Genomic DNA, 15,005 nt, shown 5'->3' on the forward strand with positions numbered 1-15,005 from the left:
CCGGTCAGGCGAGGGCGGGGCGGATCTCAGGGCGGACGGGGATGACGACGGGGTGGCTGCCGGCCATCCGCTCGAGGACGCGGACGACCTGCGAGGAGTAGCCGTACTCGTTGTCGTACCAGACGTAGAGCACCAGGTTCACGCCGTCCGCGATCGTCGCCAGGCCGTCCACGATGCCCGCGCGGTGGGAGCCGACGAAGTCGGTGGAGACGACCTCGGGCGACTCCACGTAGTCGATCTGCTGGCGCAGGCGGGAGTGCAGCGAGGTGCGGCGCAGGTAGTCGTTGACCTCGGCCTTGGTGGCCGGCTTCTCCAGCGTGAGGTTCAGGATCGCGAGCGACACGTCCGGGGTGGGCACCCGGATGCTCGACCCGGTGAGCCTGCCCGCCAGCTTCGGCAGCGCCTTGGCGACGGCCTTCGCGGCGCCCGTCTCGGTGATCACCATGTTGAGCACGGCGGAGCGTCCGCGGCGGTCGCCCTTGTGGAAGTTGTCGATGAGATTCTGGTCGTTGGTGAACGAGTGCACCGTCTCGACGTGCCCGCGCGCGACGCCGTACGCGTCGTCGATCACCTTCAGCACCGGCGTGATCGCGTTCGTGGTGCAGGAGGCGGCCGACAGGATGCGGTCGTCCGCCGCGATCGTGTCGTCGTTGATCCCGTGCACGATGTTCTTGAGCGGTGTCTTGCCCGGCGCGGTCAGCAGCACCCGGGCGGCGCCGGGGCTCTTCAGGTGCTGCGCGAGCCCCTCCTCGTCGCGCCAGCGGCCCGTGTTGTCCACGACGATCGCGTCGTGGATGCCGTACGCGGTGTAGTCGACGCCGGCGGGATCGTCGGAGTAGATCACCTGGATGCGCGTGCCGTTGGCGATCAGCACGTCGTGCTCCGCATCCACGCTCACGGAGCCCGGGAACGGGCCGTGCACGGAATCGCGCGAGAGCAGGCTGGCGCGCTTGAGCAGGTCGTTGTCGGAGCCGCGGCGCACCACGATCGCGCGCAGGCGCAGCCCGTGGCCGTTGCCGGCGTGGCTGATCAGGATGCGCGCGAGCAGCCGGCCGATGCGGCCGAAGCCGTAGAGAACGACGTCGGTGGCGTCGGGGCCGGCGTCCTCGCCGGGGACCTTCGCGATCTCGGCCCGCAGGTGGGCGAGGACGTCGCCGTCACCCGGGAGCGACATGGCCAGGCGGGCGACGTCGATGGAGGCGGGCGCGGGGGCGATCGCGAGCAGGCCCTCCAGCACCTCCCTGGTGCGCTCGAGCGTCAGCTCGTCGTGGCCCAGCTCGTGCGCGCGGTCGTGCACCGAGATGACGCCGGTGGCGGAGAGGTTGATGAGGCGGTGGCCGTGGATGGAGGTGACGACGCCGTGGTCCCGGTACAGCCTCCCGATCAGCGGGATGAGCTGCTCCGCTGCTTCCTCCCGTGCCACCCAGGCGGCTCGGTACGACTCGACGGCGGCTGGGGTCTCGGCACTGAAAGTCGCCATGGTGGTTCTTCTGCATCCCTTTCGCTGACGGCACTGTCCGCCTCCATCCTAGGCGACCGCTGAGGACCCGACGGGTGGGGCGCGGAGGGGGTGGTTAGGGTGTGGGGTATGAGTGCTCGGGTTGCGAACGTCACGTTCCACGCGGAGGATCCGGCGAGGCTCGCGCGGTTCTGGTGCGCCGCGATGGGCTATCCGGAGTGGACGTCCTGGGATCCGGAGGAGGTCGCCGCCCTGCGCGAGGCGGGCCTGGACGACGACGCCCTCGCGGAGCGCGCAGAGGCCTGGGACGGCGACCCCGCCCACCAGCGCTTCTACTTCACGCGCTACCGCCACGAGAAGCGGCACCGGAACCGGATGCACATCGACATCACGCCCTTCGAGGACCGCCGGGCCACCCGCGAGGAGCTGGAGGCGGAGCGCGACCGGCTCGTCGCCCTCGGCGCCACCGAGGAGAAGACGCTGTCCGGGTCGTGGGGACCGTTCGAGGAGTTCGCGATCATGATGCGCGACCCGGAGGGCAACGAGTTCTGCCTGCAGTGACGCGTCGACGCCCCGGCGCGGGTCAGCCGTCCGCGCGCGCCGCGAGCGCGCGGATGAAACGCGCCACCTCGTCCGGCTTCTCCTCCGCCATGAAGTGGCCGGCGTCGATCGGCTCGTAGACGAGGTCGTCCGACCACGCGCCCCAGATCGCCGTCGGGTCGAAGCCGAGCTGCGATCCCCAGTCCTGGGAGATGACCCCGACCGGCATCGCGAGCGTCCGCCCCGCCTCCCGGTCGGCGCGGTCCTGCTCCAGGTCGACGCCCGCGCTCGCGCGGTAATCGGCGACGATGGAGGGGACGGCCGCGACCGAGCTGTCCAGGTAGTGCCTGCGCACCTCGGGCGTGAACGTGCTGCCATCGGTGTCCCAGGCGTCCAGGAACGAGGCGAAGAAGTCCTCGGCGACCGCGCCGATCATCCGCTCGGGCAGGCCGGCGGGCTGTGCCATCAGGTAGAGGTGCCAGGCGACCTTCGCGTCCACACCGTGCAGCACGCCCCAGGTGTCGAGCGTCGGCAGCACGTCCAGGATGCCGAGGTAGCGCACGCGGTCGGGGTGGTCGAGGGCGGCGCGGACGCCGACGAGGGCGCCGCGATCGTGCCCGATCAGCCCGAACCGGTCGTGGCCGAGGGCGGCCGCGACGCGAACGACGTCCTCGCCCATCGTCCGCTTGGCGTAGGTGTCCGCGTCCGCCTCCTCCGGCTTGCCGCTCGCGCCGTAGCCGCGCAGGTCGGGCACGATCACGGTGTGCTCGTCCGCGAGGCGGGCGGCGACCTCTCGCCACATGTAGTGCGTCTGCGGGAAGCCGTGGAGCAGGACGACGGCAGGGCCGGAGCCGCCGACGGCCACGTTCAGCTCGACGCCTCCGCTGCCGGGGAGGCGCTCGTACCGGAATCCGTCGATCGTGGGGGTGGTCAGAACGGTCATGCTGGGCTGTTTCCTTCGCTGTCGGGTGCGGCGGCGACGGGCGCCGCGCGGTTGGAGAAGACGCCGGCGGGCAGGGGCTGCTCCGCGGCGGTCGCGCTCGCGCGCAGGGCAGGGAGGAGGACGGCGTCGACCAGCGCCTCCAGGTAGGCGTCCCCGGTGTCGAGGTCGTTCAGCCGCCGCAGCAGCAGGACGGAGCCGGTGACCTCCTCGTAGGGGAAAGGGTCGGCCCCCTCCGGGAGCTCGCCGCGGCGCACGGCCGCGTCGATCACGGCGGCGGGGAGGCGTCCACCGGTCGGTCCCATCGAGTGCTCGATGGCGTCGCCGAGCTCGCGGTCCTCGAATCCCGCCTGCAGCAGGGCGACGGCGGAGTAGCCGTCCGTCGCGTGCATCGTCGCCCGCAGCCGGCGGGCCAGGGCGAGCAGGTCGCCGCGCAGCGAACCGGTGTCGACGACGCCGGGCTCCTCCGTGCTCGCGGGGCCGGCCTGGAGGGCCGCGACGACCAGGTCGCGCTTCGACTTCCAGCGCCGGTAGAGCGTCGGCTTGGACGCCTTCGCGCGCCGGGCGACCTCCTCGAAGGTGATCCCCTCGTAGCCGCGCTCGACCAGCACCTCGTACGCGACGCCGAGGATCTCGGCCTCGCGGCCGGCATCCCGCGGGCGTCCCACGCCTCGATTTATATACGACACGTACCGTATCGTAACACACCCGCCCGCCGCGACGGCGCCGCGCTCAGCCGACGAGTTCGCGCGGCTCCACGACGACGTCCACGAGGGCGCCGTTGCGCCAGAGGGTCAACTCCATCCGCCGCCCGATCGCCGCCTCGACCATGAGCCGCTGCAGCCCGGTCGGGTCGGTCACGGGAGCCCGGTCGAGGGAGACGACGATGTCGCCCGCCCGCGCGCCCGCCTCCGCAGCGGGGCTCCCCGGGACGACGGAGACGACCTGGATGCCCTCCGCCGACCCGACCTTCGCCGCGGCCTCCGCGCTCAGCCGCACGGTGGCACCGGCGACGCCGAGCCAGGCCCTGCGGACGCGTCCCGCCGTCTTCAGCGCGTCGATGATGGCCAGCGTGCTCGCGTTGATCGGCACCGCGAGCCCCAGCCCGATCCCCGCCACCGCGGTGTTCACGCCCACCATCCGGCCGGCGCTGTCCGCGAGCACGCCTCCGCTGTTGCCGGGGTTGAGCGCGGCGTCGGTCTGGATGACCTCGTCGACCACACGTCCGGAGGGCGTCGGCAGCGAGCGGCCGAGCGCAGAGACGATCCCGGCGGTCACGCTCCCGGCGAGGCCGAGCGGGTTGCCGAGTGCGACGACGAGCTGGCCCACCTTGAGCCCGCTCGCGTCGCCGAGCACGACCGGCCGTGGGACCGCGCCGTTTGCCCGCAGCACCGCGAGGTCGGAGAGCGGGTCGGCGCCCACGACGCGGGCGTCGGTCGAGCCGCCGTCGGAGAAGGCGAGCCGGACGCCGGAGGCGCCGGCGACGACGTGGGCGCTCGTCAGCAGGTGCCCGTCGGCGCTGATCACCGCGGCACTGCCGGCGCCGCGCCCGGTCGGCGTGCGCACCTCGACGGCGGCCACCGACGGGAGCACGGTCTCGGCGACGCGCACCACCGCGGCCGAGTAGGCGTCGAGAGCATCGGAGTCGTTCACACGCCCAGTGTCGCTCCGCGCGCGGCCGCCGTGATGCGCGTTCGCGGCGGGCGGACGCGGCAGTCACGCACGCAGGCTAGCGCCGTTCGCCGCCCGCGACCACGCCAGCGAGCAGCAGGTCCATCAGCCGCCCCGCCTGCTCGCGCTGCGACGGCTCCGGGCAGGTGACGCAGATGCCAACCAGGGCGACCACGACGTCCTCGCCCCGGACCTCGGCGCGGACGTCGCCGCTCGCGATCCCCGCGTCCACCAGCACCTGCGCCGCCTCGGTCAGCCGCGCGCGCGCCGTCCCCGCGGTCACCGCGCCGACGCGCACCAGCGACCACACAGCGTCCCCCATCGCGCGCTTCATGTCGAAGCGGCGCGCGAAGCGGTCCATCCACAGCCGGAGCGCCTCCGCCGGGGCGTGATCGCGGATCAGGTCGCCCGCAGCCAGCGCCACCTGCTCCAGCTCGTCCTCGTACACCGCGGCCGCGAGCGCCTCGCGGTTCGGGAAGTGCCGGTACAGGGTGCCGACGCCGACGCCGGCGGCGCGCGCGACCTGCTCCGGCCCGGCCTCGCCGGACTCCTCGTACAGGCGTCGCGCGGCGTCGAGGATCTTCGCGCGGTTACGCGCGGCGTCGGCACGCAGCGCGGGTCTCGCACTCGCGGATGTTGACAACCGGAACCTCTTCCGTTTAGCTGGTGGACGAAGCGGAACGTCTTCCGCTTCGCTCCGATTCTCGCATCGATGGAGGGGTCACCATGACCGATCACACGCTACTCGCCGGAAAGACCGTCCGCCGCGTCGGCTACGGCGCTATGCAGCTGGGCGGGATCGACCGTCTGTCGATGCCGCACGAGGATGCCGTCGCCTTCCTGAACGGCGTGCTCGACCGCGGCGTCACCCACATCGACACCGCAGCGTTCTATGCGGCGGGCGCGATCAACCGGGCCATCGCCGACGCAATCCGCGGCCGGGCCGGCGACGTCGTGGTCGCCACGAAGGTCGGCGCCGTCAACGACCCCGCCACCCACCTGCGCCCGACGCAGAAGCCCGCCGAGCTGCGCGAGGGCGTCGAGACCAACCTGCGCCAGCTCGGCCTGGACCGCGTCGACCTCGTCTATCTGCGCCGAGCGGACGTCGCACCCGGCATCGTCGCGACCGGCGACCAGCTGGTCCCGCTCGACGACCAGCTCGCCGAGCTCTCCGCCCTGCGGGACGAGGGCAAGATCGCCGCGATCGGCCTCAGCCAGGTGAGCAGGGACCAGCTCGCCGCCGCGCTCCCCGTCGGCATCGCCGCGGTGCAGAACGCGCACAGCCTGGTGGACCCGTCCAGCGAGCCGGTGCTCGACCTGGCCGAGTCGCACGACATCGCGTGGGTGCCGTACTTCCCGCTCGGCGGCGCATTCCCCGGCATGCCGAAGGTCACCGAACAGGAGGCGGTGATCGCCGCGGCGGCGGAGCTCGGCGTCACGCCGTCGCAGCTGGGTCTCGCCTGGCTGCTCGCCCGCTCCGAGCGCACCCTGCTGATCCCCGGCACCAAGAGCGTCGATCACCTCGCCGAGAACATCGCGGCGGGGGATGTCGTGCTCCCCGCCGAGGTGATCGCGTCGCTGCGTCCCGTGGCGGCGGGCGACGGCGCAGGGGTCTAGACGCGCCGGGCGAGGACCGTGCGGCACCAGCTGCGGACGTCGGTCGCCCCGGTCTTCGCCCGCGCCCAATCCGCGTCATAGATGCCGTCGACCTGTGCCGCGAACATCTCGGTCGTGTCCCGCACCGCCTGCTCCGTCGCCCCGCCCGCGCGCATGGCGGACGCCAGCTCGTCGATCGACATCGGCCGGTACGCGACCGTGCGGCCCAGCTCCTCGGACATCACCGCGGCCAGCTGCTCCAGCGTCAGCCGGTCCGGGCCGAACAGCGGGACGTCCTCCCGACCGCTCCAGTCGCGCGCCGTCAGCAGCTCCGCCGCCTCGACGGCGACGTCGCTCGTCGCGACCGTGGCGAACGGGCGGTCGCCGGGCGCGGCGAGCGAGAACACCCCGCGCTCGCGGATCCCCTCCGCCTGGCCGAGCAGGTTCTCCAGATAGAAGGGCAGGGACAGCGCGCGGTACGCGGCGCCAGAGGCCGCGAGCCGCTCGTCCATCGCGAACGCGGCCGACAGCACTCCGGCGGGACGCGCGTAGCCGTGGCCCGCGCTGGTGACGCCGACCACGTGCCCGACGCCGTGCCGGCGGATCGCGGCGACGGCGGGCTCCGTGAAGTCGAGGTAGTACGCCAGCGCGCCGGCGGCGGACCGCCCGGGCGGCACCAGCCAGAACAGCGCGTCGGCGCCGGCGAGCGCGGCGTCGAGCACCGCGGGGTCGGCGTGGCTGCCCGCGACGACCTCCACGCTCTCGCGCACCTCGGGGTCGAGCGCGTCCGGGGTGCGGGCGATCACCCGGACGCTCTCTCCACGCTCGCTCAGCTCGCGCACGAGACGGGAGCCGATCTGCCCGGTCGGGGTGGTGACGACGATCATGCGGGTCTCCTTCGTAATCGGAACCGGAATTCCGCTTCATGATATCCACGTGCACCGCCCGGCTGTCAACTACACTCGGATGCCATGACCTCGCCGGAACGCCCCCTCCGCGCGGACGCCCGCCGCAACCGTGAGGCGCTGCTGACCGCCGCCGGCGAGCTGCTCGGCGAGCGCGGCGAGAGCGTCCAGATCGAGGAGATCGCGGCCCGCGCCGGGGTCGGCGTCGGGACGCTCTACCGGCACTTCGCCGACAAGGACGCCCTGATCGCCGCGATCGTCGGCCGGCGGTTCGCGGCGGCGGCCGACCTGGCCAGGGCCGCGGAGGAGAACCAGGACGCGGACGAGGCGTTCACCGCACTGCTGACCGGCTACCTGGACTCGGTGGCCGGCGACTCCGCGTTCCGGCGGGCGCTGCTCGGCCCCGAGGAACCGCGCTGGGAGGCGATCGCCCCCGAGAAGAACGCGTTCCGCGACGTGGTGGCGCGCATCGTCGAGCGCGCCGTCCGGGCCGGGGTGCTTCGCCCGGATTTCGGCACGGACGATTTCATCCTCATCACGCGCGGCGTCATGGCGAACATGGACGGCGACGAGGACTGGCGCCGCCACCTCCGGCTGCAGCTCGAGGGCGTACGGCCGGCGCCGCGGGGGTGATCCGCCCGGCGCCGGCTACCAGGGCACCGTCTCGCCGTGACGGTCGAGGTAGCGCAGGCCGGCGATCCCGCTCTGCGCCTCGATCGTGTCCACCAGCGCCGGGATGCTGTCGGCGATCGAGAACGGAGCGCCGTCACCGCCCATGTCCGTGCGCACCCAGCCCGGCGCGAGCAGGAGCAGCGCGCGCCGGTCGCCCTCGTGCCGCGCGGCATAGCTGCGCATCAGCTGGTTGAGCGCCGCCTTCGTCGCGCGGTAGACCTCGAAGCCTCCCGACCGGTTGCCGGCGATGCTGCCCTGGCCGGACGACATGACGGCGATGGTGCCCTCCGGCTCGACCAACGGGCCGAGCGCCTCCACCGCGCGGATCGCGCCGAGTGCATTGGTCTGCATCATCAGGGCGAAGTCCGCGTCGTCGATGTCGGCCGCGATGGCGCCGCGCGGGGCCAGCGAGATGCCGGCGACCACGAAGAGCAGGTCGAAGCTGCGGCCCTGGAGCCGCTCGGCGAGCGCGTCCAGCTCGCCCCGGTCCGCGATGTCGACGCGCTCGACCTCGACGGCGCCGCCGGCGGCGCCCGCGAACCGGTGCAGCGGCGTCCCGCCGTCGCTGCGGGCCGTGCCGATCACCCGCGCTCCGCGCCGCGCGTACTCCTCGACGACCGCCTCGCCGAGCCCGCGCGATGCCCCCACCACCAGCACCCGCTTGCCGTCGTTCCGCTTCTCGTCTGCCATGCGGGATCCTTCCGTCCGGTCGAGTCATTCGCTCAACAGCTGATGAGCGAAAGAGTACACCGTTTCGCTCACCACCTGTAGAGTGAACGCATGGAGACGCCCCCGACCCGTGCGGACCGGCGCACGGCGACCGCCGCGAAGATCCTGGACGCCGCGCAGGAGGAGTTCGCCGAGCAGGGCATGGAGGGCGGGACGATCCGCGGGATCGCACGGCGGGCCGGCGTCGACCCCTCGCTCGTCCTGCAGCACTACGGCTCGAAGCAGAAGCTGTTCGCCCTTGCCGTGCAGCCGGCGCCCGAGCTGGAGCGGCAGGACGTGCCCGCGCACCTCGCCGAGGTGCTGGACGTGCGGCTCCGGGAGCTGCCGGCGCACACCCGAGCGCTGCTCCGGTCCATGCTCACCTCGCCAGAGGCAGCCGCCGTGATGCGCGACTACCTCCAGGAGCGGGTCGATGTCCTCGCCCGCGCCGGCGGGGGCGACGAGGACGCACGGACGCGCGCCGCCGTCCTGGTCTCGAGCATCCTGGGCATGACCATCGCGCGACACTTCCTCGGCCTCGCGGACCTCGAACGCCTCGACGCCGACGTGATCGCGCGCGTCGTGGAGCCCTGGTTCGACTCGCTCAGCTGACGCCGGCGGCGCGGGGCTGCTCCGGGGCCGCCCGCTCAGACCCGGTCGTGCAGGGTGACGTGGTACCCGTCCGGGTCGGCGAAGGTGAACGTGCGGCCGAACGGGCCGTCGATCGGGGCGGAGACGATGGTGTGACCGTCGGCGGCGAGAGCGTCGTGGATCGCCTGGACGTCGGTCGCGTGCAGCCAGATCGCCGCGCCGATGCCGGGCTGCGGGACGGAGGCGATGTCCGTTCCGGGGACGAGGTCGCGCAGCGCGAACGCGATCGGCTTCGTGTCGAAGACGACCGCGTGCGGCGGACCGGCCGGCGAGCGGACGAGGCCGAGGTAGCGCTCGTAGAACGCCCGGGATGAGTCGAGGTCGGTGGTCTGGAGAGAGAGGAAGTCGGGGCCGGTGACAGGCATGGGGTGCTCCTTCGTTGCGTGTCAGTTTTCTGACACTCAGCACTCTATGTCAGAATACTGACATGAGTCAAGACGAGGTCATCCACCTGGACACATCGCTGGGCTACCTGCTCAAGGAGGCGTCCAGCGCGCTGCGGGCGGCGATGGAGGAGGTGCTGCGCCCCCTCGGGATGAGCGTGACGCACTACTCGTGCCTCGAACTGCTCGCCCAGCGGCCGGGACTGTCCAACTCGGAGCTCGCGCGCGGCGCGTTCGTCACCCGGCAGACGATGAACGTGCTGCTGCAGGCGCTGGAACGCGACGGCTTCGTCACGCGAGCCACCGAGGCGGCCGTCGGCAAGGCGATCCCGACGCGTCTCACGCCGCGCGGCCGGCGCAGCCTGGAGGCGGCGAGCGCGGCGGTCCGGTCGGTGGAGCGGCGGATGCTCGCCGGCATGACCGGCGCCGAGCAGGCCGCCGCCCTGCAGGCACTGCGGAGCATGGTCCGCTCGCTCCGCGACTCCCCGGCCGCTCCGTAGCCGCGCCTCCCCCGCCATCCGTTCCGGAGTTCTGCACGCCCCGGGCGGCGTGTCGCGTGAAGAACTCCGGAACGGATGGCAGGGGGCCGGGGCTATCTGCGGCGGCGGCGGCGATGGGAGACTGTCCGCCATGGGTGGACTCCGCGGCAGACGACTCGGCGCCGCCATCACCGCGCTCGCGGTGGGGGCGGTTCTCGTCGTGAGCGGCCCGCTCTCCCCCGCCCAGGCCTCGTTCGCGTCGCAGTGCGCGGTACCGACCCGCACGCTCGACGCGTCCGCCACCTCCGTCTCGATCGCGGCAGGCGAGACGGTCCTGCTCGCCTCCGGCACGTTCACCGGCGGCATCGACGCACTCCCCTCCGGCGCGACGCTCTGCGTCGCGGCCGGTGCCGCGCTGCAGCCCGCGTACCTGAACAACGCGGCGGGCTCGATCGTCGTCGCGGCCGACGGCACGGCATCGTTCCCGTCCATCTCGGTCGGCACCGGCTTCGCGCTCGACGTCGAGGGGACCGCGACCTTCGCCGGGCTGAACGTGAACGGCGCGTCCACCTTCACCATCGCCGCCGACGCGGCGCTGACGATCAGCGGCGGCTTCTCGCCCTCGTCCGGCACCTTCCGCAACGCGGGCAGCCTGACCGTCGACGGGGCGTTCAACGAGAACTCCGATGCGAGCCTGGACAACACCGGCGTCGTCACCGTCAACGGCGCCGCCACGTTCAGCGGCGGTCTGCAGAACACCGGCACGGTGCTGGTCGCCACCGCGCTGACCGTCAACGGCGGCGCGGCGTTCACGAACCTCTGCCGGGTGCGCGCCGGTGGCGCGCTCGCGAACAACGCGTCCGGGTCGGCCAACGCCGGCATCGTGATCGCAAACGGCCCGTTCACGAACAACGGCGGCTGGCAGCAGTCCGTCGAGGGCGTCCTCTCCGCGACCGGCCTCAGCGACGACGGGACGGTCTCGGGATTCGGCGGCTACCTGTTCGCCGGCCCCACCAGCGTGCAGGGCCGCTTCACCGGCGATTCGGCCGGAACGCCCATCCAGGTGCAGACCCAGGCACCCCCAGGAAACATCTTCGACGTGCAGACGGGGACGATCGCGAACGTCGTGCGCGTCCTCGCCGGTATCGTCGTCGACTTCGAGGCGCCGCGGCCGGAGTGCGCGGCGGACACCGTCCCGTTCGCCGACGTGTCGGTCACGAAGACCGGGCCCGCCACCGTGCTCGAGAACGGCGACGTCAGCTACACGCTGACGATCGCCAACGCCGGACCGGACGACGCGGCCGGCGTCGTCGTCACCGACCGGCTTCCCGCTGAGGCGTCGGGCGTCGTCGACGCCGGTGGCGGCACGGTCGCCGGCGGCGCCGTCAGCTGGGACATCGGCGCGCTGGCCGTCGGCGCTTCCACGACGCGCACCCTCACCATCAGCCAGGCCGCGCCGATCGGGACGGTGCTGCACGACACCGCCAGCTCGACCGCCGGCACGGACGACCCGAACCCGGCGGACAACGACGGCAGCAGCCCGGACAGCCAGGCGGACACCGAGGTGGTCGCCGCGCCGCCACCGCCGAACAACCCGCCGCACGCGTTCCCGGCGATCCAGCCCGGATTCACGAACATCCCGCTGTTCGGACGCGTGACCGCCACCGACCCGGACGCCGGGCAGACACTCACGTACATGATCTCGAGCCAGCCCGCGCACGGCAGGGCCGTGATCGCGCCGGGAGGCGTGTTCGTCTACCGGTCGGACGTGGACTTCACCGGCGACGACAGCTTCCTCTACACGGTCTGCGACGACGGATCGCCGGTGCTCTGCGACACCTCCTCCGTCTTCCTGCCGATCCGGCCGACCGCACGCGACGACGCGGCCCGGACCTTCGAGGACACGGCGGTCGTGATCCCGGTGGCGGCGAACGACTCCCTCGGTGCGGTGACGGAGCCGACGCTCGTGACCCCGCCCGCGCACGGCACGGTCACGGTGGACGCGGCGACCGGAAACATCACCTATGTGCCCGCCGCCGGCTACACCGGAACGGACACGTTCGACTACGAGCGCTGCTCGCCGACGGACACCGTGCTGTGCGCAACGGCCACCGTGACGGTCACGATCACCCCCGCCAACGACCCGCCCGTCGTCCAGCCGCTGCACCTGACGACGGTCACCGGCTCCCCGGTCGGCGGCACGATCGTCGCGACCGACCCGAACACCGGCCAGACGCTGACCTACATCCCCGGCGCGCCGCCGCGCAGCGGGACGGCGGTCGTGGACGGCGCCCGGACCACGTACTCCCCGCGCCGCGGCTTCACGGGCACCGAGACGTACCCGGTGATCGTCTGCGACGACGGCGACCCGATGCTGTGCGCGACGGCGACGGTCACGGTGGATGTGTACCCGATCGCGAACCCGGATACCGCGACCACGCCCTCAGACACCGCCGTGACCATCCCGGTGAAGGCGAACGACGAGGGCGCCTCCTCCGCCCCGGTCGTCGCGACACCGCCCGGACACGGGACCGCGACGGTCGACGGCACCTCGATCGTGTACACGCCCGCCCCCGGCTTCGTCGGGACGGACACGTTCACGTACACGATCTGCTCGGTGCTCAACCCCGACCTGTGCGCGACGACGACGGTCACGGTGACGGTGACCGGGACGACTCCCTCGGTGACGCCGCCGGGCGCTGGTGGCGGTAGCGGTGGCGGCTCCGGTGGGGGCGGCTCCGGCGGGACGGCCCCGTCCGGCGAGGGCGCCCTCCCCGGCACCGGCTCCAACCTGCCCACCTGGCTGCTCTGGGCATCCGCCGCCGGCATCGCCTCCGGCGCCCTCCTGCTGCGCCTCCGCCGCCGCCCGCGCCGCCCGTAACCCGCGCCGCGGCACCCTCGCGGCACGCGGGAGGACTACGAGCGGGGCCGCAGCCCGTCCAGGCAGACGCCGATGACGCGCTCCAGCTGTCCATCCTGCGGGTAGTCGGCGAGGCCGATCCCGCTCAGCATCCGGAGGACGTCGTCGGCCGTCACGTCGGTGCGCGCCTCCCCCGACTCCTGGGCGGCGGCGAGGAGCGGTTCGGCCGTGCCGTAGATGCGGCGCCTCGCGGCGTAGACGATCTCCGTGTCGTGCGCCATCTCCTCGGCGAACGCGCGCTTGCCGATGATGAACTCCACGAACCGCCGCAGCCACGCGTCGAGGGCCGTGCCCGGCCCGGCGGACGGGTCGTCGGCGGGCGCGAGGAGCTGGTCGACCTGCTCGGAGTAGACGGCCTCGAACAGCGCGCCGCGCGTGGGGAACCGGCGGTACAGGGTGGCGCTGCCGACGCCGGCGCGCCGGGCGACCTCTTCGAGGGAGGCCGAGGATCCGGCCTCGGCGAACACCGCGGTCGCCGCCTCCACGATCCGCTCGTGGTTGCGGCGCGCGTCTGCGCGGAGCGGGCGGTCCGACATTCTTGTGCCTCCTCAGGAATAAGTGGGGGCATCCCCCCGTTTCTGGTGCTATAAACGGAGGGAACCCCCCACTAATCCTAAGGAGTACGGATGTCTTCCACAACGACGACGCCGACCTGGCGCCGGACCGTCGTGCTCGCCCTCATCATGGGCGCGCAGCTGATGATGGTGCTCGACACCTCGATCGTCACCACCGCCCTTCCGCACCTGGTCGCGGAGCTGGGCTTCTCGCCGACCTCGCTCTCGTGGGTGCAGAACGCCTACGTGCTCGCCTTCGGCGGCCTCCTCCTGCTCGGCGCCCGCATCGGCGACCTGGCGGGGCGCAGGCGCGTGTTCGTGGTCGCCGTCGCCGTCTTCGCGCTGGCCTCCCTGCTGGCCGGCCTCTCCTTCAACGTCCCCACCCTGCTCGCGGCCCGCATCCTCCAGGGCGCCGCCTCGGCGTTCGCGATCCCGTCGACGCTGGCCCTACTGGTCGGCGCCTACCCCGAGCCGGAGCAGCGCAGCCGCGCCATCGCGATCTACAGCGCGGTCATCGGAGCCGGTGCGAGCGTCGGGATCATCGTCGGCGGACTCTTCACCGACCTGCTCTCCTGGCGCTGGGGCCTGCTGATCAACGTGCCGATCGGCCTGGTCGTCGTGATCCTGTCGCCGTACTTCCTCACCGAGACCGCACGCCGGCGCGGCGGCTTCGACCTGCTCGGCGCCCTGACCATCACGCTCGGGATGACCGCGCTGGTATGGGGCCTGATCGAGTCGAGCGAGCTCGGCTGGGGCTCGCCGTTCGTGCTCGGCCTGCTCGGGCTCGCGGCCGCGCTCGTCGTCGCCTTCGTGTTCGTCGAGCGTCGCAGCGCGGAGCCGATCGTCCCGCTCGGCCTGTTCGCCGACGCGACCCGGTCCGGCGCCTACCTCGCGCGCATCCTGATCGTCGGCGCGATGTTCTCGACGTTCTACTTCCTCAGCCAGTACCTCCAGGATGTGCTGCACTTCAGCGCCCTGCTCGCCGGCCTCAGCTTCATCCCGCTGACCGGGATGTTCTTCGCCACCGTCTACGTCGTGCGCCCGCTGGTGAAGTGGATGGGCCAGGAGCGGCTGCTGCTCGTCTCCCTGATCCTCGCCCTCGTCGGGATGGCGTGGCTCTCGACGATCGGCGCCTCGACCGCGTTCCTGCCGTGGGTGCTGCTCCCGCTGCTCGTCCTCGGCGTCGGCCAGGGCATCGCGATCATCCTGCTCACCCAGCTCGGGATGGCCGGCGTTCCCGCCGAGCAGGCCGGCGCGGGCTCCGGCCTCGTCAACACCGCGCACCAGCTCGGCGGCTCGGTCGGCCTCGCCATCCTGGCGGGCGTCTTCATCGCCGTCGGCGGCGACCGGGCGGGCGTGGCGGCGCAGGTCGCCGGATACCAGAGCGTCTTCCACGTCGCGGCCGGGTTCTACGCCCTGGCCGTCCTGGTGAGCGTCGTCATGCTCGTCGCCGCCCGGAGGACGCGCGCGACCGCCCCGGCCACCGCCCCGGCCCCGGCCATCGCGGAGTGATGAAAATAACTTGTT

16 protein-coding genes are annotated in these 15,005 nt (G+C 72.8%); 7 read left to right on the top strand and 9 right to left on the bottom strand.

Translation table 11 applies throughout. The features are described 5' to 3' along the window. Positions 1–4 precede the first annotated feature (4 nt). Positions 5–1,480: a glyceraldehyde-3-phosphate dehydrogenase gene (locus tag ACTHMF_RS12480; RefSeq protein WP_440317961.1), complete on the bottom strand. Its 1,476-nt coding sequence runs from the start codon at positions 1,478–1,480 to the stop codon at positions 5–7. Positions 1,481–1,588: 108 nt separating this feature from the next. On the opposite strand from ACTHMF_RS12480, the gene ACTHMF_RS12485 reads away from it, so the two are divergent. Then, positions 1,589–2,020: a VOC family protein gene (locus tag ACTHMF_RS12485; RefSeq protein ID WP_440317963.1), complete on the top strand. Its 432-nt coding sequence runs from the start codon at positions 1,589–1,591 to the stop codon at positions 2,018–2,020. A 22-nt stretch (positions 2,021–2,042) separates the two neighbouring features. Here the strand turns inward: ACTHMF_RS12485 and ACTHMF_RS12490 are convergent, their stop codons facing one another. The 4 genes from ACTHMF_RS12490 to ACTHMF_RS12505 all read right to left on the bottom strand — a co-directional run bounded on the left by ACTHMF_RS12490 (position 2,043) and on the right by ACTHMF_RS12505 (position 5,253). Next, positions 2,043–2,942, bottom strand: coding sequence for an alpha/beta fold hydrolase (locus ACTHMF_RS12490; protein ID WP_440317965.1), 900 nt, complete (start codon positions 2,940–2,942; stop codon positions 2,043–2,045). Next, a complete protein-coding gene (locus tag ACTHMF_RS12495; protein ID WP_440317967.1) occupies positions 2,939–3,607 on the bottom strand; it encodes a TetR/AcrR family transcriptional regulator in 669 nt (222 codons plus the stop codon). The genes ACTHMF_RS12490 and ACTHMF_RS12495 overlap by 4 nt, the downstream gene beginning before the upstream one ends. Before the next feature lie 64 nt (positions 3,608–3,671). Next, positions 3,672–4,592, bottom strand: a complete 921-nt coding sequence (locus tag ACTHMF_RS12500; RefSeq protein WP_440317969.1) for a S1C family serine protease — start codon at positions 4,590–4,592, stop codon at positions 3,672–3,674. Between the two features lie 76 nt (positions 4,593–4,668). Next, the gene (locus tag ACTHMF_RS12505; protein ID WP_440317970.1) at positions 4,669–5,253 is read right to left on the bottom strand and encodes a TetR/AcrR family transcriptional regulator; all 585 of its coding nucleotides are present in this window, start codon (positions 5,251–5,253) and stop codon (positions 4,669–4,671) included. Positions 5,254–5,336: 83 nt separating this feature from the next. Between ACTHMF_RS12505 and ACTHMF_RS12510 the strand changes: the two genes are divergently transcribed. Next, positions 5,337–6,227 (top strand): aldo/keto reductase, encoded by an 891-nt coding sequence (locus ACTHMF_RS12510; protein WP_440317972.1) that lies wholly within the window; start codon positions 5,337–5,339, stop codon positions 6,225–6,227. Here ACTHMF_RS12510 and ACTHMF_RS12515 read toward each other — a convergent pair. Next, positions 6,224–7,093: an NAD(P)H-binding protein gene (locus ACTHMF_RS12515; RefSeq protein WP_440317974.1), complete on the bottom strand. Its 870-nt coding sequence runs from the start codon at positions 7,091–7,093 to the stop codon at positions 6,224–6,226. The genes ACTHMF_RS12510 and ACTHMF_RS12515 overlap by 4 nt on opposite strands. Before the next feature lie 84 nt (positions 7,094–7,177). Between ACTHMF_RS12515 and ACTHMF_RS12520 the strand changes: the two genes are divergently transcribed. After that, positions 7,178–7,744, top strand: a complete 567-nt coding sequence (locus tag ACTHMF_RS12520; protein ID WP_440317976.1) for a TetR/AcrR family transcriptional regulator — start codon at positions 7,178–7,180, stop codon at positions 7,742–7,744. Between the two features lie 15 nt (positions 7,745–7,759). Here the strand turns inward: ACTHMF_RS12520 and ACTHMF_RS12525 are convergent, their stop codons facing one another. Next, a complete protein-coding gene (locus tag ACTHMF_RS12525; protein ID WP_440317978.1) occupies positions 7,760–8,473 on the bottom strand; it encodes an SDR family NAD(P)-dependent oxidoreductase in 714 nt (237 codons plus the stop codon). 90 nt (positions 8,474–8,563) lie between these two features. Between ACTHMF_RS12525 and ACTHMF_RS12530 the strand changes: the two genes are divergently transcribed. Further along, positions 8,564–9,103 carry a TetR/AcrR family transcriptional regulator gene (locus tag ACTHMF_RS12530; protein ID WP_440317980.1) on the top strand — a complete coding sequence of 180 codons (540 nt, stop codon included), beginning with the start codon at positions 8,564–8,566 and terminating at the stop codon, positions 9,101–9,103. Positions 9,104–9,138: 35 nt separating this feature from the next. On the opposite strand, the gene ACTHMF_RS12535 is transcribed toward ACTHMF_RS12530, so the two are convergent. Next, a complete protein-coding gene (locus ACTHMF_RS12535; protein WP_440317982.1) occupies positions 9,139–9,507 on the bottom strand; it encodes a VOC family protein in 369 nt (122 codons plus the stop codon). 62 nt (positions 9,508–9,569) lie between these two features. On the opposite strand from ACTHMF_RS12535, the gene ACTHMF_RS12540 reads away from it, so the two are divergent. Both ACTHMF_RS12540 and ACTHMF_RS12545 read left to right on the top strand, forming a co-directional pair. Then, on the top strand, positions 9,570–10,025 hold the full coding sequence (locus ACTHMF_RS12540) for a MarR family winged helix-turn-helix transcriptional regulator (RefSeq protein WP_440317984.1): 456 nt from the start codon (positions 9,570–9,572) through the stop codon (positions 10,023–10,025). A gap of 130 nt (positions 10,026–10,155) precedes the next feature. Continuing rightward, positions 10,156–12,885, top strand: a complete 2,730-nt coding sequence (locus tag ACTHMF_RS12545; RefSeq protein ID WP_440317986.1) for an Ig-like domain-containing protein — start codon at positions 10,156–10,158, stop codon at positions 12,883–12,885. Between the two features lie 35 nt (positions 12,886–12,920). Here ACTHMF_RS12545 and ACTHMF_RS12550 read toward each other — a convergent pair whose 3' ends face one another. Then, positions 12,921–13,460, bottom strand: a complete 540-nt coding sequence (locus ACTHMF_RS12550) for a TetR/AcrR family transcriptional regulator (protein ID WP_440317988.1) — start codon at positions 13,458–13,460, stop codon at positions 12,921–12,923. Between the two features lie 90 nt (positions 13,461–13,550). Between ACTHMF_RS12550 and ACTHMF_RS12555 the strand changes: the two genes are divergently transcribed. After that, positions 13,551–14,990 (top strand): MFS transporter, encoded by a 1,440-nt coding sequence (locus ACTHMF_RS12555; protein WP_440317990.1) that lies wholly within the window; start codon positions 13,551–13,553, stop codon positions 14,988–14,990. The last annotated feature ends 15 nt before the right edge of the window (positions 14,991–15,005 follow it).

Source organism: Leifsonia sp., assembly GCF_051955155.1.
GTDB lineage: Bacteria > Actinomycetota > Actinomycetes > Actinomycetales > Microbacteriaceae > Leifsonia.

Excerpts from the sequence above, each read along its gene's own strand:
- ACTHMF_RS12480 (WP_440317961.1), bottom strand. The coding sequence starts at position 1,480 with ATGGCGACTTTCAGTGCCGAGACCCCAGCCGCCGTCGAGTCGTACCGA.
- ACTHMF_RS12485 (WP_440317963.1), top strand. The coding sequence starts at position 1,589 with ATGAGTGCTCGGGTTGCGAACGTCACGTTCCACGCGGAGGATCCGGCG.
- ACTHMF_RS12490 (WP_440317965.1), bottom strand. The coding sequence starts at position 2,942 with ATGACCGTTCTGACCACCCCCACGATCGACGGATTCCGGTACGAGCGC.
- ACTHMF_RS12510 (WP_440317972.1), top strand. The coding sequence starts at position 5,337 with ATGACCGATCACACGCTACTCGCCGGAAAGACCGTCCGCCGCGTCGGC.
- ACTHMF_RS12515 (WP_440317974.1), bottom strand. The coding sequence starts at position 7,093 with ATGATCGTCGTCACCACCCCGACCGGGCAGATCGGCTCCCGTCTCGTG.
- ACTHMF_RS12520 (WP_440317976.1), top strand. The coding sequence starts at position 7,178 with ATGACCTCGCCGGAACGCCCCCTCCGCGCGGACGCCCGCCGCAACCGT.
- ACTHMF_RS12525 (WP_440317978.1), bottom strand. The coding sequence starts at position 8,473 with ATGGCAGACGAGAAGCGGAACGACGGCAAGCGGGTGCTGGTGGTGGGG.
- ACTHMF_RS12530 (WP_440317980.1), top strand. The coding sequence starts at position 8,564 with ATGGAGACGCCCCCGACCCGTGCGGACCGGCGCACGGCGACCGCCGCG.
- ACTHMF_RS12535 (WP_440317982.1), bottom strand. The coding sequence starts at position 9,507 with ATGCCTGTCACCGGCCCCGACTTCCTCTCTCTCCAGACCACCGACCTC.
- ACTHMF_RS12540 (WP_440317984.1), top strand. The coding sequence starts at position 9,570 with ATGAGTCAAGACGAGGTCATCCACCTGGACACATCGCTGGGCTACCTG.
- ACTHMF_RS12545 (WP_440317986.1), top strand. The coding sequence starts at position 10,156 with ATGGGTGGACTCCGCGGCAGACGACTCGGCGCCGCCATCACCGCGCTC.
- ACTHMF_RS12550 (WP_440317988.1), bottom strand. The coding sequence starts at position 13,460 with ATGTCGGACCGCCCGCTCCGCGCAGACGCGCGCCGCAACCACGAGCGG.
- ACTHMF_RS12555 (WP_440317990.1), top strand. The coding sequence starts at position 13,551 with ATGTCTTCCACAACGACGACGCCGACCTGGCGCCGGACCGTCGTGCTC.